The 26,756-nt window shown below is 66.4% G+C and carries 24 protein-coding genes and 1 pseudogene; 11 read left to right on the top strand and 14 right to left on the bottom strand.

Annotated features, from left to right (window positions below; genetic code table 11):
* Positions 1-66: 66 nt before the first annotated feature.
* A complete protein-coding gene (locus CSX12_RS13235) occupies positions 67-2,097 on the bottom strand; it encodes a heavy metal translocating P-type ATPase (protein WP_206427093.1) in 2,031 nt (676 codons plus the stop codon).
* A gap of 79 nt (positions 2,098-2,176) precedes the next feature.
* On the opposite strand from CSX12_RS13235, the gene CSX12_RS13230 reads away from it, so the two are divergent.
* A complete protein-coding gene (locus tag CSX12_RS13230) occupies positions 2,177-2,506 on the top strand; it encodes a metalloregulator ArsR/SmtB family transcription factor (RefSeq protein WP_124896099.1) in 330 nt (109 codons plus the stop codon).
* Between the two features lie 98 nt (positions 2,507-2,604).
* On the opposite strand, the gene CSX12_RS13225 is transcribed toward CSX12_RS13230, so the two are convergent.
* From CSX12_RS13225 to CSX12_RS13210, 4 genes are all read right to left on the bottom strand, one after another.
* Positions 2,605-3,099 (bottom strand): zinc-binding dehydrogenase, encoded by a 495-nt coding sequence (locus tag CSX12_RS13225; protein ID WP_164479586.1) that lies wholly within the window; start codon positions 3,097-3,099, stop codon positions 2,605-2,607.
* Between the two features lie 75 nt (positions 3,100-3,174).
* Entirely contained in the window at positions 3,175-3,609 is a 435-nt protein-coding gene (locus tag CSX12_RS13220; protein WP_124896097.1) for a hypothetical protein, read from the bottom strand.
* Positions 3,606-4,334 (bottom strand): DUF2637 domain-containing protein, encoded by a 729-nt coding sequence (locus CSX12_RS13215; protein ID WP_124896096.1) that lies wholly within the window; start codon positions 4,332-4,334, stop codon positions 3,606-3,608. The genes CSX12_RS13220 and CSX12_RS13215 overlap by 4 nt, the downstream gene beginning before the upstream one ends.
* Before the next feature lie 20 nt (positions 4,335-4,354).
* Positions 4,355-5,443 carry an ArdC-like ssDNA-binding domain-containing protein gene (locus tag CSX12_RS13210; protein WP_124896911.1) on the bottom strand — a complete coding sequence of 363 codons (1,089 nt, stop codon included), beginning with the start codon at positions 5,441-5,443 and terminating at the stop codon, positions 4,355-4,357.
* A gap of 566 nt (positions 5,444-6,009) precedes the next feature.
* Between CSX12_RS13210 and CSX12_RS13205 the strand changes: the two genes are divergently transcribed.
* Together CSX12_RS13205 and CSX12_RS13200 are read left to right on the top strand one after the other, a co-directional pair.
* On the top strand, positions 6,010-7,599 hold the full coding sequence (locus CSX12_RS13205; protein WP_124896095.1) for a ParB N-terminal domain-containing protein: 1,590 nt from the start codon (positions 6,010-6,012) through the stop codon (positions 7,597-7,599).
* A 94-nt stretch (positions 7,600-7,693) separates the two neighbouring features.
* Positions 7,694-8,578: a DNA-processing protein DprA gene (locus CSX12_RS13200; RefSeq protein ID WP_124896094.1), complete on the top strand. Its 885-nt coding sequence runs from the start codon at positions 7,694-7,696 to the stop codon at positions 8,576-8,578.
* A gap of 305 nt (positions 8,579-8,883) precedes the next feature.
* Here CSX12_RS13200 and CSX12_RS13195 read toward each other — a convergent pair whose 3' ends face one another.
* A complete protein-coding gene (locus CSX12_RS13195; protein ID WP_206427091.1) occupies positions 8,884-9,270 on the bottom strand; it encodes a hypothetical protein in 387 nt (128 codons plus the stop codon).
* Positions 9,271-9,518: 248 nt separating this feature from the next.
* On the opposite strand from CSX12_RS13195, the gene CSX12_RS18510 reads away from it, so the two are divergent.
* Positions 9,519-9,959 (top strand): hypothetical protein, encoded by a 441-nt coding sequence (locus CSX12_RS18510; protein WP_164479504.1) that lies wholly within the window; start codon positions 9,519-9,521, stop codon positions 9,957-9,959.
* Positions 9,960-10,019: 60 nt separating this feature from the next.
* Here CSX12_RS18510 and CSX12_RS13190 read toward each other — a convergent pair.
* The 5 genes and pseudogenes from CSX12_RS13190 to CSX12_RS13170 form a co-directional block, all read right to left on the bottom strand.
* A pseudogene (locus CSX12_RS13190) lies at positions 10,020-11,241 on the bottom strand (IS256 family transposase); the annotation flags it as partial.
* Positions 11,242-11,390: 149 nt separating this feature from the next.
* Positions 11,391-12,233, bottom strand: a complete 843-nt coding sequence (locus CSX12_RS13185; RefSeq protein ID WP_124896093.1) for a carbohydrate ABC transporter permease — start codon at positions 12,231-12,233, stop codon at positions 11,391-11,393.
* A complete protein-coding gene (locus tag CSX12_RS13180) occupies positions 12,226-13,164 on the bottom strand; it encodes a sugar ABC transporter permease (protein WP_206427090.1) in 939 nt (312 codons plus the stop codon). The genes CSX12_RS13185 and CSX12_RS13180 overlap by 8 nt, the downstream gene beginning before the upstream one ends.
* A complete protein-coding gene (locus tag CSX12_RS13175; RefSeq protein ID WP_124896092.1) occupies positions 13,161-14,411 on the bottom strand; it encodes a sugar ABC transporter substrate-binding protein in 1,251 nt (416 codons plus the stop codon). The genes CSX12_RS13180 and CSX12_RS13175 overlap by 4 nt, the downstream gene beginning before the upstream one ends.
* Positions 14,412-14,476: 65 nt before the next feature.
* Entirely contained in the window at positions 14,477-15,676 is a 1,200-nt protein-coding gene (locus CSX12_RS13170; protein ID WP_124896091.1) for a hypothetical protein, read from the bottom strand.
* A 124-nt stretch (positions 15,677-15,800) separates the two neighbouring features.
* Between CSX12_RS13170 and CSX12_RS13165 the strand changes: the two genes are divergently transcribed.
* Positions 15,801-16,808: a LacI family DNA-binding transcriptional regulator gene (locus CSX12_RS13165; protein WP_124896090.1), complete on the top strand. Its 1,008-nt coding sequence runs from the start codon at positions 15,801-15,803 to the stop codon at positions 16,806-16,808.
* 14 nt (positions 16,809-16,822) lie between these two features.
* Here the strand turns inward: CSX12_RS13165 and CSX12_RS13160 are convergent, their stop codons facing one another.
* Positions 16,823-17,839: a LacI family DNA-binding transcriptional regulator gene (locus CSX12_RS13160; RefSeq protein ID WP_124896089.1), complete on the bottom strand. Its 1,017-nt coding sequence runs from the start codon at positions 17,837-17,839 to the stop codon at positions 16,823-16,825.
* A gap of 99 nt (positions 17,840-17,938) precedes the next feature.
* Here CSX12_RS13160 and CSX12_RS13155 point away from each other — a divergent pair, with 99 nt between their 5' ends.
* The 6 genes from CSX12_RS13155 to CSX12_RS13130 all read left to right on the top strand — a co-directional run bounded on the left by CSX12_RS13155 (position 17,939) and on the right by CSX12_RS13130 (position 25,673).
* Positions 17,939-19,855, top strand: coding sequence for an MBL fold metallo-hydrolase (locus CSX12_RS13155; RefSeq protein ID WP_124896088.1), 1,917 nt, complete (start codon positions 17,939-17,941; stop codon positions 19,853-19,855).
* Positions 19,856-19,880: 25 nt separating this feature from the next.
* Positions 19,881-21,227, top strand: a complete 1,347-nt coding sequence (locus tag CSX12_RS13150; RefSeq protein ID WP_124896087.1) for an extracellular solute-binding protein — start codon at positions 19,881-19,883, stop codon at positions 21,225-21,227.
* A gap of 129 nt (positions 21,228-21,356) precedes the next feature.
* On the top strand, positions 21,357-22,157 hold the full coding sequence (locus tag CSX12_RS13145; protein ID WP_241160462.1) for a sugar ABC transporter permease: 801 nt from the start codon (positions 21,357-21,359) through the stop codon (positions 22,155-22,157).
* The gene (locus tag CSX12_RS13140; protein ID WP_124896085.1) at positions 22,154-22,975 is read left to right on the top strand and encodes a carbohydrate ABC transporter permease; all 822 of its coding nucleotides are present in this window, start codon (positions 22,154-22,156) and stop codon (positions 22,973-22,975) included. Before CSX12_RS13145 ends, CSX12_RS13140 begins: the two co-directional genes overlap by 4 nt.
* The gene (locus CSX12_RS13135) at positions 22,972-24,678 is read left to right on the top strand and encodes a glycoside hydrolase family 13 protein (protein WP_124896084.1); all 1,707 of its coding nucleotides are present in this window, start codon (positions 22,972-22,974) and stop codon (positions 24,676-24,678) included. Before CSX12_RS13140 ends, CSX12_RS13135 begins: the two co-directional genes overlap by 4 nt.
* Positions 24,675-25,673, top strand: coding sequence for an NAD(P)-dependent alcohol dehydrogenase (locus CSX12_RS13130; RefSeq protein WP_124896083.1), 999 nt, complete (start codon positions 24,675-24,677; stop codon positions 25,671-25,673). Before CSX12_RS13135 ends, CSX12_RS13130 begins: the two co-directional genes overlap by 4 nt.
* Here CSX12_RS13130 and CSX12_RS13125 read toward each other — a convergent pair.
* Both CSX12_RS13125 and CSX12_RS18730 read right to left on the bottom strand, forming a co-directional pair.
* The gene (locus CSX12_RS13125) at positions 25,660-25,959 is read right to left on the bottom strand and encodes a substrate-binding domain-containing protein (RefSeq protein ID WP_124896082.1); all 300 of its coding nucleotides are present in this window, start codon (positions 25,957-25,959) and stop codon (positions 25,660-25,662) included. The genes CSX12_RS13130 and CSX12_RS13125 overlap by 14 nt on opposite strands.
* A complete protein-coding gene (locus CSX12_RS18730) occupies positions 25,956-26,669 on the bottom strand; it encodes a LacI family DNA-binding transcriptional regulator (RefSeq protein WP_124896081.1) in 714 nt (237 codons plus the stop codon). The genes CSX12_RS13125 and CSX12_RS18730 overlap by 4 nt, the downstream gene beginning before the upstream one ends.
* Between the last annotated feature and the right edge of the window lie 87 nt (positions 26,670-26,756).

Raw genomic sequence — 26,756 nt, 5'->3', positions numbered from 1 at the left:
TCTCCATGAGCATTCTGTCAGCTACTCGACCCGGCATCGATCACGTCATGACTCGTTCCATGAGGATCAACGCGAGGGGCGGTCTTCGTGATCGATGCCGGCGTGCTCCTTACCACGCTCGAAGCCGAGGAGTCGAAGCGCGTTGGCCACGACGATGAGTGTCGAGCCCTCATGGATGAGCACGACCGCGCCGATGTTCAGCCCGATGAAGGTGGCGATCACCAGGAGAACGACGATCGCGAGACTCGCGATGAGGTTCTGACGGATGATCCGGCTGGTCGCACGGCTCAGACGCACGGCGAACGGGACGCGTCCCAGGTCGTCGCTCATGAGAGCGATGTCACAGGTCTCCAGTGCGACGGTGGACCCGGCAGCTCCCATCGCGATGCCGATGTCTGCGCGGGCCATCGCGGGCGCGTCGTTCACGCCGTCGCCGACCATCGCGATGGGGCGATGTGTTTCGGCGAGGCGCGTGATGTGCGCCACCTTGTCCTCCGGCAGCAGCTCACCGATGGCGGTGTCGACGCCGACCTCGCGGCCGACGGCATCCGCGACGCGCTGGTTGTCGCCGGAGATCATCACGAGCTGGCCGACGTTCGCGCTTCGCAACACGCGGAGTACCTGCGCGGACTCGGCGCGAGAGGTGTCCATCACGCCGACGACCCCCAGGAACCGATCACCGCGCCGGACGATCATCAACGTCTGGCCGGAGTCGCGCGCCTCCGTGTAAGCGCTCTCGACTGACGAGGGAAGGGCGAGGCCCCGCTCGTCGAACATCCGCAGGTTGCCGACCTCGACGATCTCTCCGTCGACCGTGGCGCGTACACCGCGGCCGACGACGGCGTTGAGGTCCGACGCCTCAACACGCTCCGCCTCGGACACCTGATCCGCGAGGTCACGGACGATCGCTGCTGCGAGCGGGTGATCGCTGAGAGACTCCACGGCGACCAGGGTGGGGACGAGGAGGCTCCCGTCCACGCCGTCCACGGGAGTGACCGACGTCACCTGCGGGTTGCCCCAGGTGAGGGTGCCGGTCTTGTCGAAGGCCATCGCCCTGACGCGCCCCAGGGTCTCCAGCGGAGCGCCGCCCTTGACCAGCACGCCGGCGCGCGCCGCTCGGGCGACTCCCGCGAGAACGGCCGCCGGCGTCGCGATGGCCAGGGCGCACGGGCTCGCGGCCACGAGGACGGTCATCGCGAGGTAGAAGGCATCCGTGAACGGCTGCGAGAACACGGACATCGCGACCATCAGGGTGGCGGCCACGCCCAGGATCACCGCGGGCACGTACCACCGCTGGAAGCGGTTGATGAACTGCTGCGTCGGTGACGCAGCCTGGTCGGCCGTGCGGACCAGCTCGACGACCTTGCTCAGCGTCGAGTCCGCGGCCGTCGCCGACACCACGACCTCGAGCACCCCGGAGCCGTTCACCGTGCCGGCGAACACGCGATTCGAGGCCGGAAGGGTATCGACGGTGCGCATCGCCCGCTCGCAATCCGCGACCGGCTCCTTCTCGATGGGCATCGACTCACCGGTGACCGCAGACTGATCGACCGCCGAGATCCCGGCGATCACGAACCCGTCCGACGGGATCCTCGAGTTCGGGCGCACCACCACGACATCACCCACCACGATCTGCTCCACGGGAACCTCGACGGGATCGTCGTCTCCGCGGCGTATCAAGGCAGTCCGTGGCGCGAGCGCAGCCAGCGCTTCGATCGACTTGCTGGCGCGGCTCATCGCGTATTCCTCGAGAGCGTGGCCGAGGCTGAAGAGGAACAGCAGCACCGCGCCCTCCGCCCACTTCCCGATCAGCGCGGCGCCGATTGCGGCGACGATCATGAGGAAGTCGACCTCGAACTTGCCCCGCAGCGTCGACGAGACCGCCGTACGCACGGTGAAGAAACCTCCGAAGAAGTAGGTGGCGATGAACAGGACCAAGGGCAGACCCATGAGCGGCAAGCCGACCGCATACTCTGCGATCATCCCCGCGGCGTAGGTGATGCCCGCCACGATGGCGAACCACAGCTCCCATCGAGCGGAGCCGTGCGCGTGCTCCTCTATGACGGCGGTAGATTTCGGGGCAGACGAGGTAGCCATACCTCGACAATACATCACAAGAACATGATATTGTGATGTATGTGAATGATAATCGTGCTCATGAGAGAGGAACCCACCTATGAGCAGTTCGGTGGAACCAGCGTCCGCTCCGCTGTCAGCGGGCGATGCCGAGCGGCTAGCTGAGATCATGCGGGCGCTGGCATCACCAGTCCGGCTCCGCATCCTGACCGTGCTGCGCATCCACCCCAGCACGGTGACCGACCTCGGCATGCAGCTCGGCATCGGACAGACGACGCTCTCCAACCACCTACGGCTTCTCCGGAATCTCAGCGTGGTCCGCGGCGATCGTGACGGACGGCGCATTCACTATGCGCTGTTCGACGACCATGTCGCAGACCTCCTCGACGAAGCCATCGGACACCTCCGCCACCTTCCCGGCGACCGTTGACCGCTTGACATTAGCCGAACACGGCGCCCGGGCCATTGGGTGGGTGTGACTAATCCTCATTAGTCGGTCGCCATTGCTCGTCTTTTGAGGAATGGATCTCAGCCGAGTCCGCCTGTGATCACCACGCGGGTGACCGCGGGGTCGTGCAGCGCGTCGCAACCGGCGTCGATTTCATCCACAGCGACTTCCTTCGAGATCAGCTCGTCGAGTCGGAAGCGGCCCTGCAGGTACAGGTTTGCGTGAAGCGGGATGTCATGCTTGGGCGTTGTAGAGCCCATGTCGACGTCCCGGAAGCACTTTCCTGCGCCGATGAGGATCGGCACTGTAGCGGTGGGGTCCAGGATGCCGGTACAGCATAGGCCTTCACCCGGGCGAGCTATGTCCACGACCTCCTGGGTGACGGCGGGGATTCCGACGAGATCGAACGCGCCAACCGCACCGCGTCCAGTGATCCGCTGCACCTCGGCGACCGGATCGGTGATGGTCGAATTGATGGTGTGCGTGGCCCAGAATAGCTTGGCCTTCTCGAGCTTGTTGTCGGCCACATCGACGGCGATGAGCGTGGCTGCGCCGGCGACCACGGCTCCATCCATCGCGTTTAAGCGCACACTACCGACCGGCTCTTCGCTACCCAGCGCACAAGACATAGGTCTCCGACGCGGTGCCGCTCAGATGCCCTGACGAGTCACCACAGCTTCGCTCTGCTGCGGTCGCCCGATGACGGGGCGGGGCGCGCCCAGCCCTCGTACCCGCTCGCCGACGGCCTGCGCCACCTTCCTTGTACCGGCCACCGTGGCGTCCCGCACAACCCGGTGCAGTCTCTCCTGCCCGCGACTGAGCGCGTCCGCGACACGTTGGCTGCTGTGTCGCATCAGTTCCGATGCGGGCATCCACGTCAGCCGCGAACGATCCTTCACCTGAGCGGCGATGCGCTCCCGACGCGCCGCCAACGCCGGGTCCGACAAGCGAGCCAGCGCGTCCGAATCCATTTGCGCCGTCTCCACATGCTCCGGCCCCGCCGTTCGTTCCGACGCCACAGTCACTACCGAATCCCTGCCATCCTGCTTCAGCGGGATGTACCGCTCGTCGTCACCCGTGTTCATGATTCCTTCTCTTTCTCCACTGTGGTTTCGGGCCGCTTCGCGACTGATTTCAGCCACCGTCCGACGGTCGTCGGATGGACACCGAGCTCGAGCGCGATCTGTCGGTTCGACAGACCCCGCTTGCTCAATCGGATCGCCTCTTCAAGCCCGCCCGTATCCGCGGGCGCCCGGCTCGGCGTAGATGATGCCGTGTGCGTGTCTTCAGCTGTGACTGCTGTGCTCACTGTTCCGGACGCCAACGCACGAACCGGCGTACGCTCCAACCTCCCTTCCGGCACCAGGGTCGTGGCCGGGACGACATCGGCATCCTCACCGACGGTCGGCACGGCGCGGCGGTAGCGGCCCAGCTCCACGGTCAAGTGCGTTGCCGCAAGCAGTACGATCGGTGGCACCGATGCCACGAGTGCCGCCACTATGCCGGGCACGGTGTCGTCGGCGGCGACCAGCGCGTGCGTGATGTTCGCCGTGATCGACACCAGCGCCGCCCCGGCCAACAGCAGCCATGGATACCGGGTCGCCGCCCGCCCATACGGTGACAAGGCGACCACCGACATCGTCGCGATGACGATTACCCCGTCCACGATCAACGGCCATACCCACGCGAGCCCCACCGCGGTGCCCGCGCGGGACGCGAGGTCCGCGAGCGCGGTGAACGATAGCCAGAACGCGCCGACTCCCAGCAGCACCGTGCCGACGATCGACGCACCGACGACCCAGGCACCCATCCGACGCTGCGGCATACCCGTCACAGCGCCGGCACGGAGACGTCGACCGTCGCCGTCGTGCGCACCGGAGTCGCCGTACCCAACTCCACCGCCCGGGCCCGCGACGTCTCCCGTTCAGCGTCGGGGCCGGTGCGGTCAAGCCCAGGCGGGTACCCATCGCCGATGCCCGCATCCGGCAGCTTGTCGAGGATGTCCAGTGCCACGCGACGCACCCGCTCGCCGGTCTCGCGCACCACGTCTACCGGTTCCTTGTCCGCCACCGACTGCGCCCACGTCGCGACGTAGGGGATCGTGTAGTCGCTGGTGTCCATGCCGTGCGCCGCGCCGATCATCATCGCCACCGACTCCGCTTCCACCTCTCGGATGCCTCGATGATGGGTGACGGCCTCAGCCGGGTCGTGCATGCGGACGTGCCCGAGCTCGTGCGCCAGCGTCTTCACCCGCGCTGCATCGTCCATGTCCGCGCGAACTGCGACAACCTTCGTGTCGTAAATCGTCACGCCATTCGCTCCCCAGATGGAAATCGCATCCACCGCGTCCTGCAACTCGAATCCCTCCGTCGCGACCTGGGCGGCGAGCCCCGCCCACAGCCCGGCCGGCGCCTCTCTCTCCAGCAGCCGCGGCATCGGCCGCTCCGGGATCTCCGACCCGCTGGTCTGCGTCACATCCCACACGTACGCAGGCTTCACGTTGACGATCTTCGAACGCACCACCTCGCCCGAGGCCGGCTTCTCCCGAGCTTGCAGTCTGCGCCACGACATCGGATCGGAGGGATCTTTTGACGCGAATCGCCCCATCACCGGGGCGTAGACCATGTACCCGGACTGGCCCTTGTCCACCGACCGGTCAAGTTGTTTCCACTGGTTGAACCCCGCCACGTACGTCGGCACCGGCGTCGACACTCGCCCCTGCTCGTATGCGTCAGCATGCTGAGCGTAGATCAGCAGCGTGTTCCGAAAACTCCGAGATCTGAACCGAGCAGCGAACTCGATCGCCCTCTTCCAATCCTCACCCGTCGTCAGCCCCGCAACCGCCGTCTCGAGCTTCTCCGCCATCTCGTCGAGCTTGGCTTCACGCGCCGCCTGCACCTCGGCCGGCGAACGTCTCATTCGGGCCACCCAGACCACCGCCTTCACGTCCACACCGACCACGCTTGGATCGGCTATTCGTGAGGACAGGTGCGCGCGTCACACCCCACAAGTCCGTACTGGTGGTGACCTCGGGAACCTGCTACTGTCCCGCGAGCAACCATCCCGGGTGCCCGCCACTCCCGAGCCGCCAGCCCCCTCCTGCTACTCTGCGTCGCTCATCCTGTTCGCCGTCGCGTGTCCAGATTCCTCCCGAGTTGCGGGCTGACGCTGCCGCCGCTTCTGCGCGGAAAGTCAGGCGGTCACCGCTGACGCGGTGGCAGCACTGGTTGGGCAATCCTGCGGATTGCCTTTCGGCTGCTTGATTGTGCGGGACCATTCCCTTCTGCGCAAGGCACGCAAAAATTCTCCCCGATAGTCGATCTCCTTCCCCTGGTGTGGGGGGAGGAGATTTTTTGACTCTTCGGCCTTGCGCATTCATTCCTGGCCCCTTTTCTCGGCATGTGCCGAAAGGCAATGGCAGGGAGGGAACAGCCACACCACCCGGTGTGACGGCCCTCCGGGATTCAGGAAAGGAACCGAAAGCCATGACCATCATCGACACCACCCCGACCCACGCCGCAGACCTCACCCCCGCCGAGGAGGCCATGCAGGGGCCGGAGGTTCGCCGGATCAGCCCGCACACCCTCGTCGTGGAGGACAACATCCGTTCACAGGTCGACCTCGACCGGGCGTTCGTCAACTCGATCAAGCTCCACGGCGTGATCGTGCCCATCCTCGCCCACCCCGACCAGAACGGGAACATCATCGTCCGCGACGGCCAGCGCCGCACCCTCGCCGCCCGCGAAGCCGACGCCGAGGACGTGCCCGTCTACGTCGTGGACGCCTCCGACGAGAAGCGCATCCGCATCATCCAGCAGTACATCACCAATGAACACCGCGCAGGACTCACCGACACCGACCGGGCCGAGGCCTGGCGGCAGTTGGCGCTGGACGGGATGAGCGTCACCGCGATCGCCAAGCAGACCGGCACCAAGCGCACCATCGTCAAGACCGGCCTCGCCGTCGCCGAAAGCGACATCGCCAAGACCGCCGTCACCCAGCACGCCCTCACCCTCGACCAGGCACTCATCCTCACCGAGTTCGAGGACGACCCCGAGACGCTGGCCGAACTCACCAGCATCGCCGCACACGACCCGGAATCGTTCGACCACTACGCCCAGCGACACCTGGACGACAAGGCCACCAAGGAGGAAATCGCGGCCCTGCGCGCCCAGTACGAAGCAGACGGATACACCGTCGTGGACTACCCGGCATGGGGCGACCAGGACGTGGCGTTCTTCCACGACCTCCTCACCGCCGACGGCGAGCGCGTCACCGAGGAAAACTACGCGGGCAAGGACGGGCACGCCGTCGCTATCGGGGAGCGGTGGGGGAGCATCGACATCGCGCACGTCGTCGTCAACTGGCGTGAGCACGGCCTCACCTCCATCCGGCACAACCAGCCCCCCACCCGATCCGGGGCGATGACCGAGGAGGAGAAGGCCGAACGCCGCCGCGTCGTCGCGAACAACAAGGCATGGGTCAGCGCGGAGAAGGTGCGCCGCGCATGGGTGACCAAGCTGCTCGGACGCAAGCGCCTGCCCTCCCAGGCACTCGCATTCGCGGCAACCGTGATCGCAGACAACCGTTACGAGGTGGCCCGCGCCGCAAACGACGGGCACGACATGGCCGCGACCCTCCTCAACCTCGACGGCCAGCGCCGCTACGGACAGCCGCACCCCATCGCCGCGATGACCCAGGCCACCCCGACCAAGGCCGGACACGCACTGCTCGCCGTCGCACTCGGCGCTCTGGAAGCGGCAACCGACAAGAACAGCTGGCGCAACCCCAACGAGTCCACCCGCCAGTACATCGACCAGCTCGCCGCATGGGGATACACCCTCTCCGACGTCGAAACCCTCATCACCGACCCCGACAGCGCCACCCGCGCCGAGGACACCCCCGACGACGAGACCCCCGTCGAGGAAACGGATGCCGAGGAGACGAGCGACGAGGAGCCGGAGGCCGACACCGGCGAGGAGAACGGCACGGACGACGTCGACGCCCCCGAGGCAAGCGACACGGACGAGGACGCCTCGACCGACGCCGGGGCCGAGGTCGCGGACGCGGCCTGACCTGCCGTCAACAACCACAGGGGCCGGTCATCGCATCGCCGGTGACCGGCCCCACCCCCTCTTTCCGTTTCACGACCTCACACGAGCAGACATCATGAGCACCAAGATTCTCGACCGCATCACCGCCGACCCCGACCAGCAGGAACGCTACGCACGCATCGCGCTGGCCTGCCTGACTACCCCCGGCGAACCGAACACGCCCGCCGTTCACCTCACCGGCACCAACGGCCCCGCCGTGGTCCAGCACACCCTCGACACCCTCCCGCCCGCCATCGCTGAGCGGACCGTCATCGACGCCCTCGACAGCGCCGCAGACGGCACACACCGGGTACTCATCCCCACCGACCCGGAATGGCCGGCAGGGCTCGACGACCTCGGCCCGGAACGACCCGTCGCCCTCTGGACATCCGGAGACCTCGACCTCCTCACCGACACCCCCGCTCGTGCCGTGACGATCACCGGAGCCAGAGCCGCCACGAGCTACGGCGACCACATCGCCGCCGAACTCGCCCACGACCTCACCCGAACCGGGCACAGCATCGTCACCGGAGGCGCGTACGGGATCGACGCCGCCGCCACGCGCGCAACCCTCGCCGCATCCGGGCACCCCATCGTCGTCCTCGCATCCGGCATCGACCGCCCCTACCCGGCAGGCAACACCGGCCTGCTACATCAGGTCACCGAGCACGGCCTCGTGCTCACCGAGACCCCGCCGAGTCTTGCACCGACCCGCTCCCGGTTCGTTGCACGCACCCGCATCCTCGCAGCGCTCGCCGCTGCAACCGTGATCGTAGAGGCCGGAGCACGCTCGGGCGCACCCCAGGTCGCGCACACCGCGCACCGCCTCGCGCGCACGGTGGGAGCAGTGCCCGGCCCGATCACGAGCACCACCAGCACAGGATGCCACCTCCTCATCCAAGCGGGCATCGCCCGCCTCATCACCAGCGCCGACGACCTCGCCCCCACCGTGGACGAATAACCGCCAGCACCCCGGACGGTGCCGACCCCCCACCATGAGCTACGGTCGGCACCGCCCGAACCCTTCTCACGCCGCGCTCCCGCCCCCGATCCTCGCCTCCAGCATCATGTCCAGTCCACACGCCCAGCCACCGGCACCTGTTCCGCCGCTTCTCTACCCGAAACCGGCTCCGCGGACCTCCTCCACCACGCCGCGCACCTGTCCTTCTCACAGTCGGATACACGTCTTGCATTTCCACGGCGGATACCCCTCCGGGGTATCCGCACCGGATGCGAGCCGAGGTGGCGGTCGCAGTCGATGGTGTGTCAGACCAGGCCAGCGACCCAGGCCGCCAGATCCTCACCGACGACATCGAAACGACCGGGGTCCAGGTCGCCCAAGTCGCTCGCATACACCGGGGAGTCGGGCGTCGCGGCATGGAGCAGGAACCCGCGCCCACCGGAATCATCACCGAACACCACGAACCCCGGCGCATACTCGGCCACCTCGAACGTCACGTTCCGCTCCACGATGTCCGCCGCCTCGTAGACGGTGATCCCGGCGTCGGTGAGGAAACCGTCGCACGCCTCGTACAACCAGGCGAGCTGCGCGTTCAGCCCGCCCGGCAACGCCGCGTGCGCCTGCAACACCACCTCCGGCCGCGAGGCAGCACGCAACCCCGGCAGCGTGCGCGGGATCGGAAAGCCAGGCATCCCCTGACGCTACCCCCGGTCGCGATGCAACACCTGGACGCAACATCGCCCTCGGACGCGCGGTCGCCGGTAGCGCGGTGCGTGCAACTCCGCACTGGCCGATGTCCCCAGACCCCGGTAGAATGGGAACTACCCGGCGGGCGAACACGCATCAACTTTCAGGAACGCTCCACCCTGGTGGAGCAATCGGGGCCCAGCCACCAACGATCGCCGAGCACATCGCGCTCTCGTCCTGGTGGAGGCCCGACATGTTCCTCATCCTTCTCTTCATGCGCCCCGCAGCCGCGGTGTACGGCTGGTGTCAGCAGTGGCTGCCCAGCAACCGCATCGTCTGGCACCTCCACACCCGCCGCGGGCTCCGCTGGGGCATCCCCACCATCCTCCTCGGCGGCACCTACGCCGTCGCCGGCATCGGCTGCTACGGAGCCGTCCTCCTCGGCCACACCGGATGGTGGTATCTCGGCATGGTCGTCTGCTGGTGGACCGCGCTCAAGCTCATCGGCCACGGCCTCTACGCCACCATCGCCCTGCCCATCGCCCGCGCACACGAGAACCTCGCCGTCCGCCGCGCCATCCGCGACGAGCGCCGCGCCCACGCAACCCAGGACGACACGCCTGCACGGCGCTGGACCGCGCAAGAGCGTAGGCAGATCACCCGAGAGGTGCGTCGCGAGATGCTCGCCGGGTAAGCCGTGGCGACAGACGTGGGTCTGTCCGATGAACGGTGTGTGGGGCCCGGCGGTTTTCAGTGCAAAGGTGATCGCGAACGCGTTTAGCGCGGGCTTCCCCCTCATCACCCAGCGTGCCCTTCCGCCGCCAGTCGGGTCAAGCGACCGCGTGACGAGATACAGGCACTTGATCGCGGCGGCCTCGTTCGGGAAGTGCCCGCGCGCCCGGACGGCCCGCCTGTACCGGGCGTTGATTGACTCGATCGCGTTGGTGGTGCAGATCACGCGGCGGATCTCGACGTCGTATTCGAGGAACGGCACGAACTCCGCCCAGGAGCTGCGCCAGAGATGCACGATCGCCGGGTACCTCTCGCCCCACTCGGCGGCGAACTCCTCGATCCTGTCCTTCGCTGCCTGCTCCGACGGGGCCGTGTAGACGGGCTTGAGGGAACGGACGATCGCGTCGCGGTGTTGCCGCCCGGCGTAGGAAGCTGTTGCGGATCAGGTGGACGATGCACTGCTGGACGACCGTTTGCTCCCAGGTGGTGTTGATCGCCTCCGGGAGACCCTTCAGCCCGTCGCAGACCGCGATGAGCACGTCCTCGACGCCCCGGTTCTTCAGCTCGGTGAACACCTGCAGCCAGAACCTCGCGCCTTCCTGACCGTCACCGGCCCAGATGCCGAGGATATCGCGTTCCCCGTTCACGGTGACGCCCATCACGACATAGAACGGGGTGTTCCTCACCTGCCCGTCACGGACCTTCACGACGATCGCGTCGACGAAGATCACCGGGTAGAGCGGATCCAGCGGCCTGCTCGACCATTCGGTGAGTTCCCCGGTGACCTTCTCGGTGATCCGGCTGATCGTGTCCTTGGAGACCTTCGCCCCATAGACCTCGTCGAAGTGCGCGGCGATCTCACCCGTGGTCAGCCCCCGCGCGGTAAACGAGAGCACGATCTGATCGACCCCGTCCAGCCGGCGCTTCCTCTTCGGGACGATCACCGGTTCGAACGAGCCGTCACGGTCTCTGGTCACCTCGATCTCGACGGGCCCGATCTCGGTGAGCACCGTCTTGACCCGCGTCCCGTTACGCATGTTCTCGCCGATTGGGGTCCCGCCGTGTTCGTGGCCGAGGTGCTCGGTCAACTCGGCATTCAGCGCGGTCTCGAGGACGTTCTTCGTGAGCTGGCTGAGCAGACCGCCGGGCCCCGTCAAGCTCACGCCCTGCTCCTTCGCCTGCGCGAGCAAGCGTTCTGCGAGTTCTTTCTGATCGATGATCTCCCCGGTCACGGGATCAATCATCTCGTCGTCAACAACGACAGTGGTCGTGTCAGCCACGGCCATCTCCTTACGGATCAGGCCGGACCCCTCACACACCATTATTCAGACAGTCCCGGCTGACCTGCTTCATTGTTACTCAGACAGCCCCCCGCGAAGAGCCGGATTGCCTTCTACTTTCCTCCGGTGAAGGCGATGCCGTTGATGAACTGCTTCTGTAGTAGTAGGAAAAGCAGCACCATCGGCACTTGCGCCATCAGGGCTCCTGCCATCAGTACGGGGTAGTTGGTGCTGTACTGCCCGACGAGGAAGGACAGCCCCGCGGAGAGGTTGAGAGTGCTCGGGTCGTTATTGACGATGAGGGGCCACAGGAGCTCGTTCCACGAATAGAGCGCTGTGAAGATCGTCAGCGTGATGAGCCCGGGTTTCGCCAGTGGGAGCATGATCACCCAGAAGGTGCGGAAGTGGCCGGCCCCGTCGATCTTTGCTGCTTCCTCGAGCTCTCGTGGCAGGCTCATGAAGAACTGGCGCATGAGGAAGGTGCCGAAGGCGCTGAAGATTCCGGGGATGATGAGCGCGGGCAGGGAGTTGAGGATGCCCCATGCCGACATGATCTCGTATTGGGGCAGGAGGTAGAGCTGTGATGGCACCATCAGGATCGCCAGGATCGCGAGGAAGAGGATGTTCTTTCCTGGGAACATGAGGCGCGCGAAGGCGTAGCCGGCAAGGGCGCAGAAGAGTGCTTGCCCCACGGAGCGCACTCCCACTGATGCGATGGAGGTCATCAGTTGCGCACCGAATGGGATCGAGGACAGCGCTGTCGTGAAGTTGGTGAGGCTCCACTGGTCGGGTAGGAGGGTCGGGGGCACGCGCAGTGCCTCGGCGGGGGTCTTGAATGCCGTGAGAATCTGCCACGCGAAGGGCGCGATCATGATGGCGGCGCCGGCGCTCAGCAGTAGATAGGTCGCGGCGTCTGCGAGGCGGCGTGGGCTGCCGGGGAGCGTGTGGTTAGGCATAGTGAACCCACTTGCGTTGGAGCCGGAATTGGATGGCGGTCAGCGCCAGGACGACGATCATGAGGGCGCAGGCGATTGTCGCCGCGTAGGCGCGATCATGGACGAGGAAGCCCGCCTTGAAGAAGTAGTAGACGACTGTCTGCGAGGCCGAGATGGCCGGGTTGTCGGCACCGACCATGATGTAGATCAGGTCGAATGCCTGCATCGAGTTGATGAGCGTGATGACGGTCACGAAGAACAGCGTCGGGGTGACGAGGGGAACCGTGATGCTGCGGAACTCCCGGATAGGTCCCGCGCCGTCGAGCCATGCCGCCTCCCGGTACTCGCGAGGGATTCCCTGCAGGCCCGCGAGCAGGATCACGATGTTCTGGCCGAGCGTCGCCCACACTCCCACCAGGGCGACCGCGACGAGCGCCGTGCGACGGTCGGCGAGCCACGGCATCCCCTCGATCCCGATCGTCCTGAGCAACTGGTTGAGCAGTCCGAAGTCGCCGTTGAGCAGAAGCGACCACATCATGCCGACGGCGACGGGCAGAGTCACCACCGGTAGGAAGTAGAGCACCCGGAAAGCACCCTTGAATCTCAGCCCGTTTCGATTGAGCAGCACCGCGATAACGAGGGCCAGGGGGATCCCGATGATGCTGATGGCGGCGTATATGCCGCTGTTGCCCAGTGAGCGCCAGAACTCCTCGTCCGCCCAGAGCCGCTGATACTGGGTGAGACCGGACCAGCTCTCCCCGCGGAACGCCCCGGTCTCCATGAACGACAGGAGCAGGGTGCGCAGGATCGGGTAGAAGTAGAAGATCGTCGTCCCGACCAGGAGGGGAAGAAGCATCAGATAGGCCGCGGTGCTCTCCCGGCGTGCGGCGCGCCGGGAGACCACCGCGCGCTGCCGGGTTCGCTCGCCCGGCCGAGCGGTGTTCGTGCTCATTCGTCGTCGAGGGCCGCTTGCACTGCCTCGTGGAGTGCAAGCGCTCCGTCGTGAACGGTCTCGGACAGTTCCCACACGGGGGTGAGCTCGTTGATTTGTGCGTCCATCCACACCTGGGAGTGCACGGAGCGTGGGAAGGCGATCCCGGTCGCGGCGGCTTCGCTGAACGGTGTGAGATCGAACGCGTCGGCATACGTCGCGATGAGGGCTTCGTTCGCCGTGTCGTCCACGGTGAAGCCGACCCCGTTCTCCGCGTAGACCTCCGCGGCCTCTTGGGATGCGAGGAAGGCGACCAGCTTGTTGGCCGCATCGGCGTGCTCGGTCGTGGCGGAGATGACGTTGCCCAGACCGTGGATGACGGCGGCGTTGCTCTCTGGCCCGTAGGGCAGGGAGGCGACGCCGATCGAGCCGGTTGCCCCGAGCTCCGACTCCGAGAAGCTCAACGAGTTCCACGACCCGCCCCACAGCATGGCGAGCTTGCCCGACGTGAACAGGTCGACGACGTCCGTGTCCGCCATCTGGGCGAGTGTGGGCGAGGAGCCATCCTCCAGCAGGTCGACCCAGAACTGCAGTCCGTTTTCGGTCTCGGGAAGGTCGTAGCCGCTCGTTGTGCCGTCTGCGCCGACGGCGAAGCCGCCTGCTTGGTAGATCGTGTTGTAGAAGGCCGTGTGCTCGCTCAGCTGGGCCGCCGTGCCCCAGATCCCCGCCGCGGTGTTGGTGAGCTCCGCGGCGATCCTGCGGTAGTCCTCCCACGTCCACTCCGGGGTCGGGTAGTCGATGTCGGCGGCGTCGAAGATGGCTTTGTTGTACCACACGGCGATCGTGTCGAAGTTGCTGGGCAGGGTGTAGAGCTCGCTGTCCCATGTGTAGAGCTCGATGAGTCCTTCGGGAGCCGAGGAGTCCGCCGCAGTCTGGTCGGTGAGCGGCTGGATGACCTGCTCGGAGGCATAGAGGGGGAAGTTCGCCCCGTTCATCCAGAAGACGTCCGCGACCTCGCCTCCTGATGCGGCTGTCTGCAGCTTCGTCCAGTAGTTGTCCCACGGCGTGAGCTCGATCTTCACTTCGATGTCCGGGTTCTCCTGCGTGAACAGGTCGAACATCTTCTCGTAGGTTGGTCGTTGGGATTCGTCCCACATCGCAAAGGTGAGCGTCGTGCCGTCACCATCCGCTGGGGATGCCGAGCAGCCTGGGGCGAGAGCGGCAACCACGGCCATGGCCGCGATGCCGAGTACAGACTTCCTGTTCATTGCGCTTTCCTAACTGTGTTTGCTCTGGGTATGGAAACGCCGGAGCGAGTGCTTGCTCGGGTGGGTCAGGCGAGCCTTCCGGCGAGGCTCGCGAACGACCGTCCGGCGTCGGCGTAGGACGGCGGTTGCTCGTCGAGGGCGTGGAGGAGACGATCCTTGATCATGAACGCGTATGTCGTGTTGCCCAACGGCGAGTAGTGGCCGTTGTAGAGACGCCCTACATACTCCCGGGGCGACAGCGCGTAGGCCGCGTAGTCATTCGCATGGAGTTCCAGGGCGTCGATGACGGGGAGCCCCAGTTCCGCGAGGTCTTGCAGAACGGGGGTGTCCGGCCGCCGCCCAGTCCGCAGGAACGCCGCGACCTCCTCTGACGGATAGGTCAGCAAGACCACGAGAGTCTTGTTACTCGCTCGCATCTGCTGGGCGAGGTCGGCGAGGATGGACTTGGTCGCCCGGTACGCCGACCGCGTCCACAGCTGTTCTGCTCGATGGCGCGCGGGCAGGTCGTGATCGATACCCAACGTTTCGGTGAGATCGGCGTAGTCGTCGGCGAATGAGTAGTCGCCGGTGATATCGGCGGCGATCTTGCGTACGATCAGGTCCTCACCGAAGGTCTCCACGAGGAAGTCGAGGTCGGTGAGCTGGTAGAGCGACTCCGGAGTCGGGCAGGCGTTGGGGCGGGTGACCAACTCCGAGGAGGAGGCGTCGATACGCACGTGCTCCCAGGGATTGGCGTGGAACATGCTCGTCTTCAGCCCGCGATCGTACTCGCTGAGCCAGCTACCGACGCGGATGCGGCGGTAAGAGTCAAGGCTGCGGAAGTGGTCGTCGAGGTAGATGTTCAGCAGGACGACGGATGCGCCGTCGTCGGAGAACTCGAGACGCTTGAGGCGTTGGACTGCGTGATACACGCCGAACCCGCCCACGCCGAAGTTCAATATCGGCTCCCCGAAGTGTGCCGCCAGCGCCTCCTGCCAGGTCTCGCCATCACTGACCTGGTGGCACTGTGTGAAACTGTCCCCGTATGTGTGGATGCGCGACGTCGCCTCGGGGTAATTAACGACGCGTCGCTCTCCTCGCCGTCCATACCGGTAATAGCTCAGCGCCCCGTCGATGTTGTCCGGTACGTCGGAGGGATGCGGCAAGTAGCCGAGCTGTGCGTCGAAGCGTGCCCATTTCGGCGCATTCGGATCGAGGAACCGATCGACTTCGACGCGGGTCACCAGCGTCCTCTCCAGCAGGTCTCGTACACCAGCGTCCAACATCGGGCTCCTTCTTGAGTCTGTGTTCCGGCGACGCTATCGACTCTCTCGGATTTACGCAAGCAATTTGCGCATAATCCCGAAAGATCCGCAATGTGACTTGCGGTGTGCCGCGTACAGTTGATGGATGCGTGTGACCTTGGCCGATATCGCCGAAGCAACGGGTGTGAGCGAGTCCACCGTGAGCCGGGTGCTCAACGGCAAGCCGGGGGTATCTGAGGCGACTCGTCGGCGGGTGCGGGAGGCTCTCCGGCGGACGGAGTATCTGGACGAGCGGGAGCTGCCGTCCTCCCAGGTCGTCGGGGTGCTGTTGCCCGAACTGCACAACCCGATCTTCGGTTTGTTCGGCCGGCAGCTCGATATGCAGCTGTCGTTGCAGGGGGTGCGCGCGATCGTGGCTCAGGGGCGGACAGTGGAGGATGAGGACGACTTCGCCGAGTTTCTCTTGCGCAACTCTGCGTTAGGGCTCGTCATCGTGGCGGGCTCTACGAGCAATGGGACCCGCAGGCCGGAGAGTTTGCGATCTCTCGTCGAGCGAGGGCTCCAGGTTGTTTCCATCAACGGTCCCTCCGGTGTGAGCGAGGCGCCGACGCTGTCGACCGACTTCTCCGCCGGTGTGGAGCGGGCGATCCGCCATCTGCGGAATCTGGGGCATGAGCGCATCGGGCTCGCCACCGGCCCGCCTGCGGTGTACTCGGCGCAGTTGCAGATCGCCGGCTTCGCGCGAGAGGCCGGCGCGGCCGAGCGTGGGCTCGTGGTCTCCGGGCTTTACAGCATCGAAGGAGGGGACATGTCCACGACGGAGTTGCTGCAGAAGGGTGCGACGGCAATCGTCTACGGCAGCGACATCATGGCGCTCGGCGGGCTGCGGGCGGCGGCGCGCAACGGACTTTCCGTCCCCGGCGACCTCTCCATCGTGGGTCTGGACGATTCGGCCTTCATGCTCTTCACCGATCCATCGCTGACAACGATCAGGCAACCTATCGAGAGCATCGCGGAGGAGGCCGCGCTTTTCCTCGTCCGCCGGCTTGTGGAGACATCCGGGGCTCCCTCTATGGTTCTCTTCCAGCCGGAGCTCGTGGTGCGTTCGTCCACGGGCGCGGCGACCGCCGTCGAGTCGGGCGTGGACGGGTAGTGCCACGTCCTCGGCTACGAGCCGTGGCTGACGACGTGAGCGGTGTGTCGAACGATGAGCGAGCAGGGTTGGAAGGTGAAGTCGTGTGGGGATGCGGGGCCGGACAGCGTCTCGAGCAGTAGCCGGGTTGCGTGTTCGGCTTGTGTGGCGGGGTCTTGACGGATTGTCGTGAGCTCGAGGAGCTCTGCGATGGGGCTGTCGTCGAAGCCGATGACGGAGAGGTCGTCGGGGACGGAGAGTCCCATTCTCCGCGCGGCTTGGATGGCCCCGGCGGCGAGGAGGTCGGACTCCGCGATCACGGCGGTGGGCGAGTCTGGTCGCGCTAATAGGGCGGCCAGCGCGGATGCGCCGGACTCCGCATCGTCGCCGGCGGCGCGGATGACCAGTGCGGGATCGAAGTGTTCGCCCATGGCTCGGTGGAATCCGTTGCCGCGTTCCTGCGCGACGTAGTTGACGCCGTTCGCGGGCGTGGAGCCCTGGATCAGCCCGATGCGGGTGTGTTGCAGTTCGAGCAGATACCGGACGCCGGTCGCGATCTCCGCCTCGTTGTCGACGGTGACGAACGAGAACCGGTCCAGCACCGTGCCTACTCCGATCGCGGGGATGTCTGACTCGCTGAGGGCCTTCTCCTCGTGGGGGAGGAGGGAGGTGGACACGACCAGGGCGCCGTCCGCCCTGCCTGCGAGCCCCGGGCCGCTGAGCAGACGGGAACGGACATCCTCTGCGCTGATGTTGAAGAGTGCGATGTCGTGGCCCGATGCGTGCAGGATCGCGCTGGCCCGTGCGATCGCCGCGGACTGATACCACTGTTCGGGCGCGGTGACGATGAGCGCCACGGTGTTGGTGCGCCCCTTTGCCAGGCGGGAAGCTGAGGGGGACACCGTGTAGCCGACCTCTCGCGCCAGCTGTGTGACTCGGCGGCGCGTGCGATCGGATACACCCGGCTTTCCGCTCAATGCCCGGGAGACCGTGGATACCGACACGCCGAGCATCTCCGCAAGCTGTGCCATGTCAGGCCGGAGCGACGCCATGAGGAGACTCTAAACAACGCAAGCGCTTGCGTCAATTTCCTCTCCCTGTCGTACCGGAAGCGAATATACTCTGAACGGACCGCTGAGCAATGAGGTGAGGTGGGCAGCGCATCAGCGCAAGCGTTTGCGAAGGAGAGCATCCTGAACACTCCGTGGGAGCGAGTTCGAGACGACGTGATCGTTGTGTACGACACGTGCCGCTGTTATGTCGTGCGCACGGGCCCCCGCACCGCGATCGCGATCGATTTCGGGTCGGGGGCGGTGCTGGACCACCTCGCCGAGGCGGGCCTCGGCGAGCTCACAGATGTCTTCATCACCCATGTCCATCGCGACCAGGTGCAGGGACTTGACCGTCTCTCTGCCGACGTGCGCGTGTGGGTCCCCGCCGGAGAGCACGATGTCATCGCGCATGCCGAGGAACACTGGGCCCGCCAGTCCCCGCTGAACGACTACGTTCTGCGGGAGCAGCGGTTCACCCCACTGCGCTCCACCCCTCACGCCGTGCCCCTCGACGATCACGAGGAGAGGACGATCGGTGATATCCGTCTCGTAGCGCTGCCGACCCCCGGGCACACTGTCGGGTCGGTGTCGTATCTCGTCACGACGCGCACCGGTACGTTGCTCTTCACGGGCGATGCGATCGCGGCGCCGGGCAAGGTCCACTCGCTCGCGGCGCTGCAGTGGAACTATGTTGGGGTCGAGGGGGCCGAGTCAGCGATCCTCAGCGCGCTGGAGCTCGGCCGCCACCATGCCGACGTGCTTCTGCCGTCGCACGGAGAGCCGATCACGGACCCGGGCGAAGCCCTCCGCCTGCTGGCGGACAACCTGCAGGACTACGTGGATCTCCACGAGTACCACCCGAAGCCGCCGGTGAATCGTCGCCCGATCCGGACGTGGGCGGCCGCGCCTTACGTCGAGGTGGCACCACATCTGCTGATGAACGTCGCATCGCACGGCCGCAGTTATGTGCTGCTGTCCGAGGGCGGGCAGGCGTTGCTGTTCGACTTCGGCTACGACCTGACACCCGGGATGCCCGCAGGCACAGAGCGGGCCGCCCGCCGCCCGTCGCTCGGGTCGATTCCGGCGCTGAAGTCGCAGTTCGGCGTGAGCACGATCGAAGTCGTCGCCCCGACCCATTACCACGACGATCATGTCGCGGGGATCAACCTCCTCCGTGCTGTCGAAGGCACCCAGGTCTGGTGTCCCCGGCGATTCTCCGAGATCCTCGCGCATCCGGGGCTGATGGACTTGCCGTGCCAATGGTTCGACCCGATCGTCGCCGACCGCGAGCTCGCCTCGGGGGAGAGCTTCCGCTGGCGCGAGTACGAGATCGTCGTCCACGACCTTCCCGGGCACACGCAGTATGCCGTTGCCTACGAGGTGAGGGTGGATGGACGCACCTATCTCGTCACGGGCGATCAGCAGGATGGTCTAGGCGCCCCCGGTTCTCCCGACGACTTGAACTATCAGTACCGGAACATCTTCCAGCCGGGCGATTACCTCCGAAGCGCCGAGCTGTTCGCGCGCGTACGGCCGGACGTGATGCTGTCGGGGCATTGGAACCCGCGCGAGGTGGACGACGAGTACATCGCGATGATCCGGGCGCAGGGGGAGCAGCTCGTGGAGATCCACGATCGGCTGCTCGTCGACTTCGACGAGCAGAACCCGACGACGGGCTTCCTCGCGCGCATCTCCCCGTACCTGCCGACCTTCGATCCTGACGGTGGCGCGACGGTGCAGGTGCATGTCACGAACACCGCTCCCGGGCCGGTCTCGGCCGAGGTCCGGCTCGTGCTCCCCGAGGCGGCCGTCGCACACCCACAGCACGTGACGGTGACCATCGAGGGTCGCGCGGAGGGCGTCGCGACCTTCCGCGTCCAGTTACTTCGTCCCGTCGCCGTCCAGACGCCGCTCGCCGCGGACATCGTGCTGGACGGCCGGCACATCGGCCAGCACGCCGAGGCGCTCATCATCCCTTCCCGCACAGCACCACCGACGCAATCCCCGCACGACTGACATCACACCGAAAGGAGCACCACCCATGCCTATCGCAACGTCCTATCCCAGGCGCGGTCTCGCCGTCGCGGCCGCTGTCGCCGTCACTGTCGCCGGTCTCACCGCGTGCGCGCCCGGCGCGGCACAGCAGGCCAGCACGTCCACTCCCATCAGTACCGAGGCGCCGACCGAGGACACGACGCTGGATGTCGCGGTTCCCCCGAACGCGACGTTCACGGCACTGTTCGAGGAGTTCGAGCGTCAGTACCCTTCGGTCACGATCAACGCGCAGGAGACCGACTTCAGCACGCTGCAGCAGAATCTGCCCCGTCTCATGGCGAGCGACGACGCGCCCGACCTCGTACGCCTGGCCAGTGTCGGCAACAACGCCAAGAACGGTCTGCTGACCAATCTGGATGCGTACCGTGACGCCTACGGCTGGGACGAGTACCCGGCCGAGATCATGAACATGATGTCCGTCGCTGACGACGGGCTCACCCGAGGCACCGGAAGCCTGTATCTCATGATGGGCGTCGGCTGGAACATTGTCGGCGTCTACTACAACAAGACCGTCGCGGAGAGCCTGGGCATCACGGAGGCGCCGTCGACACTGGACGAGTTCGTCTCCATGCTGGAGACGGCGAAGGCCGCGGGGGTGACACCGATCGGCCAGCCCAGCTCGGCCCTGAACTACGTCTACGACACCCTCACCTTCAACTACGCCGCCGATGCGGGGACGCTCGACGCCGTGAAGGACTGGGAGTACCGCGTCGAAGGGGCGACGTTCGACCAGCCTGCGATGAACCAGGCCGCCCAGACCGTGCAGGACTGGCAGAAGGCCGGGTACTTCCCTGAGGACTACCTCAGCCTCACGGAGGAGGACGCGGCGGTGCGCCTCAAGGACGGCGACTCGCTGTTCTACGTCACGGGCGACTGGAACTCGGGCGCCTTCGACACATCGATGAGCGACAACGCCGGGTTCTTCCTGCTTCCGCCCGTCACGGCGGGCGGCGACTACGGCACCGACGCATCGGCGCAGACATGGGGCGTGCCCAGCAAGGGCGACAACCCCAACCTCGCGGCCTTCTTCCTGAACTGGGTCAACACCGACCCCACCGCTCGTGAGATCACCGTCACCCTCGCGGGGAACGCGCCCGGCGGCGCGGCGGACGGGGAGATCCCGGAGGCGGGACCGGTGACATCGCAGACTCTCGCTGCCGGTGTCGCCGCGACGGAGGATGACGCGCTGGTCGACTTCTTCGCCAACACCACGGCCGGCATCCAGGCCTCCACGTTCGCGCCGCAGCTGGAGCTGCTCGCGTCGGGGCAGATCACCCCCGCCGAGTTCGTCGCGAAGGTCCAGGCGGACTACGAATCCGAACTGGGCCGCTAATCGATGACGGGCCTTGCCTCCACGCCGCGCCGAGGGCCGCGTCGCAACACACCGCGACGCGGCCCCCGGACCGGCCGTGTAACGCCGTGGCTGTTCCTCGTGCCGGCGGTGCTCATCTACGCCATTTTCATGCTGTTCCCGCTGGGCACCGCCGCCCAGTACTCGCTGTATGACTGGGACGGTATCGGTCAGGCCGAGTTCATCGGCCTGTCGAACTATGCCGCCGTCTTCACCGATCCGGAACTGTACGGGAGCATCCTGCACTCGCTGGCGTTGATCGTGTTCTTCACGGTGCTGCCCATCCTGATCGCGGTCGCTGCGGCGAGCGTCGCCCGGCGCGTCTCCGGGCGGTTCGGCGCCGTGGGCCGCGTCGTCCTGTTCATCCCGCAGGTGCTCCCGCTGGCTGCGTCTGCGCTTGCGTGGAACTGGGTGTACTCCTCGAACGGGGTCATCAATCAGATCCTTGAGGCGGTGGGCCTGGGTGCATTGGCGCGTCCGTGGCTCGGCGACTTCGACACGGCCCTGCCCGCGCTCGGGCTCGTCGGCACCTGGGTGGGTGTGGGCTTCTGTCTCGTCCTGCTGCTGACGGGGATGGCCAAGATCGATCCGAGTCTCTTCGAGGCCGCCGCGCTGGACGGTGCCGGTTTCTTCCGTGAGCTGCGTTCCGTGACGATCCCCGGGATCCGACGGGAGATCGGCGTATGCGTCACGGTGACCGTCATCTCCGCGCTGCAGACCTTCGACCTGGTCTACATGACCACGCGCGGCGGCCCCGGCGTGTCGACGATGGTCCCGGGGCTGCAGATCTACCAGCTCGCTTTCACGAAGTTCCAGGTCGGGCAGAGCTCGGCGCTGGGCATCGTGCTGATGGTGATCGTCGTCGCGATCGCCGCGACGCTCCAGGCGATCTTGAGGGAGCGCGACGAATGAGAATCTCCCGATCGGAAGCGTGGATCGGTCGCGGTGTCCTGCTGATCGCCATGATCGTCACGCTCGTGCCGCTGCTGAGCATGTTCACCTCCGCGATCACACCCTCGGGAACCGTCGGGCAGGGCCTGGGCTGGCCCGAGGAGCCCCGCTTCGACAACTTCGTGACCGCGTTCGCCTCGTCCGACATGCTCATGCTGCTCAGCTCCACGGCACAGATCGTGGTCGTGGTGGTGCCTGTCACGCTTCTGGCCGCGTCGCTCGCCGGTTACGGCCTGGCGGTGCTCGCACCCCGGGGGAGCGGGATCGTCCTGATCGTGTTCGTCTTGGGGCTGGCGATACCCGTCGAGTCCCTCATCGTGCCGCTGTACTACCAGTTCAAGGCGATGGGACTTCTCAACACCCGATGGGCGGTGTGCATCGCCATGATCGCGACGCTTCTTCCCTTCGCTGTGTTCTGGATGCGCACGCACTTCGTCAGCGTGCCGCGGGAACTCACCGAGGCGGCGCTCGTGGACGGTGCATCGAGCACACGCTTGTTCTCATCGATCCACCTGCCGCTCGCGGCGAACTCGCTCGCCTCGCTCGCCCTGCTGCTGTCGCTGTGGACGATGAACGGGTTCCTCATCCCGGTCGCTCTCGTGGACGACCCCACACAGCGCACCCTCGCGGGCGCTCTCGGCGCGTTCCAAGGGCAATATCTCACGGACGTGCCGCTTCTGAACGCTGCGGCGTTGCTGATCTCCGTGCCCGCCCTCGTCCTCTTCCTCGTCTTTCAGCGCAAGATCATCGCCGGTCTCATTCAGGGAGCAGTCAAATGACATCGACATCCGGGAACAACCAGAACCCGTCAGCAGAACCTCACCTCCTCCCCGCCGCGGACTGGTGGCGCCGGGCGGTGATCTACCAGATCTATCCGCGTTCCTTCGGAGACGCCAGCGGGGACGGTATCGGAGACCTGCCGGGGATCACCGAACGGCTCGACCACCTGGAACGACTCGGCGTGGACGCCGTCTGGCTGTCGCCCTTCTACCCCTCGCCGCAGAACGATGCCGGCTACGACGTCAGCGACTTCTGCGGGGTCGACCCGCTCTTCGGGACGATCGAGGACTTCCGTGAGCTGCTGGAGCGGGCGCATGCACAGGGGATCAGGGTCATCATCGATCTGGTTCCCAACCACTCCTCCAACGAGCACCCGTGGTTCCGCGCCGCACTGGCCGCCGCCCCGCACAGCCCCGAGCGCAACCGCTACATCTTCCGCACCGGGCGCGGAGCGTCGGGAGATGTGGCACCCAACAACTGGGAGAGTGTCTTCGCCGGCCCGGCATGGACCCGTGTCGGCGACAGTGACCAGTGGTACCTGCACCTCTTCGACTCCAGCCAGCCTGACTTCAACTGGAGCAACGCTGACGTGCGGGACCTGTTCGACGGGGTTCTGCGGTTCTGGCTCGACCTGGGGGTGGACGGTTTCCGCGTCGACGTCGCCCGCGGTCTGGTGAAGGCGGCGGATTTCCCTGACTATCCCGTCGAGTATCAGCACGCGCACGGGTTCGCCCCGGACGGCACGCGGTCGCCGATGTGGGACAACGACGGGGTACACGAGATCTTCCGCCGATGGCGGAGCATCGTCGACGAGTACGACGGCGAACGCATCCTCGTCGCGGAGGCGTACGTCGAGCCGGTCAGCCGTCTGGCGCGCTACGTGCGACCCGACGAGATGCATCAGGCGTTCAACTTCGCCTTTCTCGCGGCAGTAGGTGCGGCGGAGATCCGCGACGTCATCGACGAGTCCCTGCGCGAGTACGGTCACGTCGGAGCACCGAGCACATGGGTGCTCAACAACCACGACAACGTCCGTCACGTTTCCCGACTCGGTTCCGCGAACCCGCGGATCCCGAACGGGGTGGGCATCGGTCCCCGCGACCTGCAGCCTGATCATGAGGTGGGCCTGCGGCGGGCACGCGCCGTGAGCGCTCTCATGCTCGCACTGCCGGGAAGCGTCTACATCTATCAGGGGGAGGAGCTCGGACTTCCCGAGCACACGACGCTCGAGGACCGTCACCGGCAGGACCCCACCTGGTACCGCTCGGCCGGTACGATCGCGGGCCGCGACGGTTCGCGTGTGCCGCTCCCGTGGATCGCCGACGCACCCGCCTTCGGGTTCTCCCCGACGGGAGCATCGTGGCTGCCGCAACCGAGCACATGGCGGGAGATCGCCGCCGACGTGCAGCGGCACGATCCGGACAGCACCCTCAGCCTGTACCAGTCGGCCATCGAGATCCGCCACCGGCAGGAGCTCGGTGACGCCTCGTTGCGCTGGCTCGACTCCGAGGGCGATGTGCTGCGCTTCGCGGTCGGTCCCATCGAGGTCCTCGCCAATCTGGGCGAGGAACCCTGCCCCCTGCCTGCCGGGCATATCGTGCTCGCCAGCGCCGACATCGCAGATGCGCAGATCCCCGCGCAGACCACAGTCTGGCTGCTGCGCGACGCCTCCGCTGTCGAGCGAGAAGAGGAGAAGAAATGAGAAACCCCAGCGCCGTCCTCTACGCGGCTGAGGATCTGCGAATCGAAGATCGGTCTGTCCCCGCCCCCGGTCCGGGCGACGTGCTCGTGCGCGTGCGGGCCGTGGGCGTGTGCGGCTCGGACATCCACTACTACGAGCAGGGCAGGATCGGTGACTACGTCGTGGCATCGCCGATGGTGCTCGGGCACGAGGCGGCGGGGGAGATCGTCGAAGTCGGTGCCGATGTCGACCCGTCGCGGGTCGGCCAAACGGTGGCGTTGGAGCCGGGGGTCCCGTGCCGCACGTGTCAGCAGTGCCGGTCGGGACGTTACAACCTGTGTCCGGACATCGTGTTCTTCGCCACCCCGCCGGTCGACGGGGCGCTGGCGCGATACGTCACGATCGACGCCGCGTTCGCTCACCCCGCCCCGGAAGGCATGACGTTCGAGCACGCGGCGATGGCCGAGCCCGTCTCGGTCGGGGTATGGGCGGCACGCAAAGCCGGCGTGGGGATCGGTGACCGCGTGCTGGTCACCGGTGCCGGGCCCGTGGGCCTCTACGCGGCGCAGGTCGCCCGCGCCGCCGGTGCGGAGCACGTCGCGCTCACCGACCTGAACGAGCGCCGTATCGCAGCCGCCGCCCGGTTGGGCTTCGAGGCACGCCGCCCTGACGAGGAACTCCCCGGCAGATTCGATGTGCTGCTGGAGTGCTCGGGAGCACCGGCCGCCCTGGCCGGCGGGATGGCGCGGCTAGCCCCCGCGGCCCGCGTCGTCCTGGTCGGCATGGGCGCCGACACGGTCTCACTGGAGCTTCCTTCCTTCCAAGGGAGGGAGGTGACGCTGGCCGGTGTCTTCCGATACGCCAACACCTACCCCGCAGCGCTCGCGCTGATCGCGACGGGCCAGGTGGACGTCGACTCCACCATTACGCATCGGTTCCCGCTGGAGCAGACGGTGGACGCGATGACGGTCCTTCGCCGGGATCCGGGTTCGTTGAAGTCCGTCATCCTTCCCTGACACGCGCGACCGCCGTGCTTGCCCGCACGACAAGCTCGCCCTCGTAGCGCAGCTCCGACGCCGACGGGGAACCGGCGGCGAGGGCGAGCAGGGCGGTCACGGCGCCTTGGGCGATCTCGGCGACGGGCTGGCGGATGGTCGTGAGCGCAGGCGCGACGAACGACATCGTGGGGGAGTCGTCGAAACCGATGACCGAGACGTCCCCGGGCACGTCGTACCCGGCATGCCCGAGGCTGCGGATGGCGCCGAGCGCCATCAGGTCGCTCGCGCAGATGATCGCCGTCACGGAACGCTCGACGAAATGCCGCGCGGCGACCGCTCCCCCTCGACGGAGTAAGGGGTGACGAACAGTTCGCCGTGCACTCCTGTGGTGTCGGCGAGGCGGGTGAACGCGCCGATCTGCAGCGCCGACGACGAGGATTCCGCGGGACCTGCGGCAAAGCCGATAGCGGTGTGTCCGAGCGTGCGCAGGTGGCTGAACGCCAGTCCGAGGGCGTGCTCGAAGTCGGTCGTGAGGCTGGGGGCGGGCACGCCGTTGGCGGGGCCGTTGACGAGCACGATACGCAGACCGCGTTGCTGGAGATCGAGAAGATCCGACCGTTCGTGGAGCGCGAAGTTGTTCGTCCCCGCGATGATGATCACTCCCTCCGCGTTCTCCCGCAGCAGCATCTCCGCGAACTCCGTCTCGTCTCCGCTGGTACGGATGCAGCTGAGCACCGCGTTGTAGCCATGCACCGCCAGCTGGGCCTCGATCGCGTCCGCGAACAAGCCGAAGATGGGGTTCGTGAGATCGGGCACGACCACTCCAACCAGCGGCGCCGCGTTCGAGTCGCTGCCGCGGACGTAGCCGTTCTCGGTGAGGATGCTCTGCACGCGGCGTCGCAACGCGGCCGCGACGCCGGGTTTCCCGTTGAGCACACGGCTGACCGTGGCCACGCTCACTCCTGCTTCAGAGGAGATCTCGGCGAGGGTGGGACGTTGCGGGGACCGGGCCACGAGTCCCTCCTTTCGTGCGTGCTCGACAGCCTACCCACCCTCATTGAAAGCCGTTACAGAAAATTTACGTCTTGGACTTGCAGGTCT

Origin of the sequence: Microbacterium sp. Y-01 (genome assembly GCF_003856715.1) — a bacterium.
GTDB classification, from domain to species: domain Bacteria; phylum Actinomycetota; class Actinomycetes; order Actinomycetales; family Microbacteriaceae; genus Microbacterium; species Microbacterium algeriense.
Note: the sequence above shows the minus strand (reverse complement) of the source record. Positions and strands in the feature narration are given on the sequence as shown.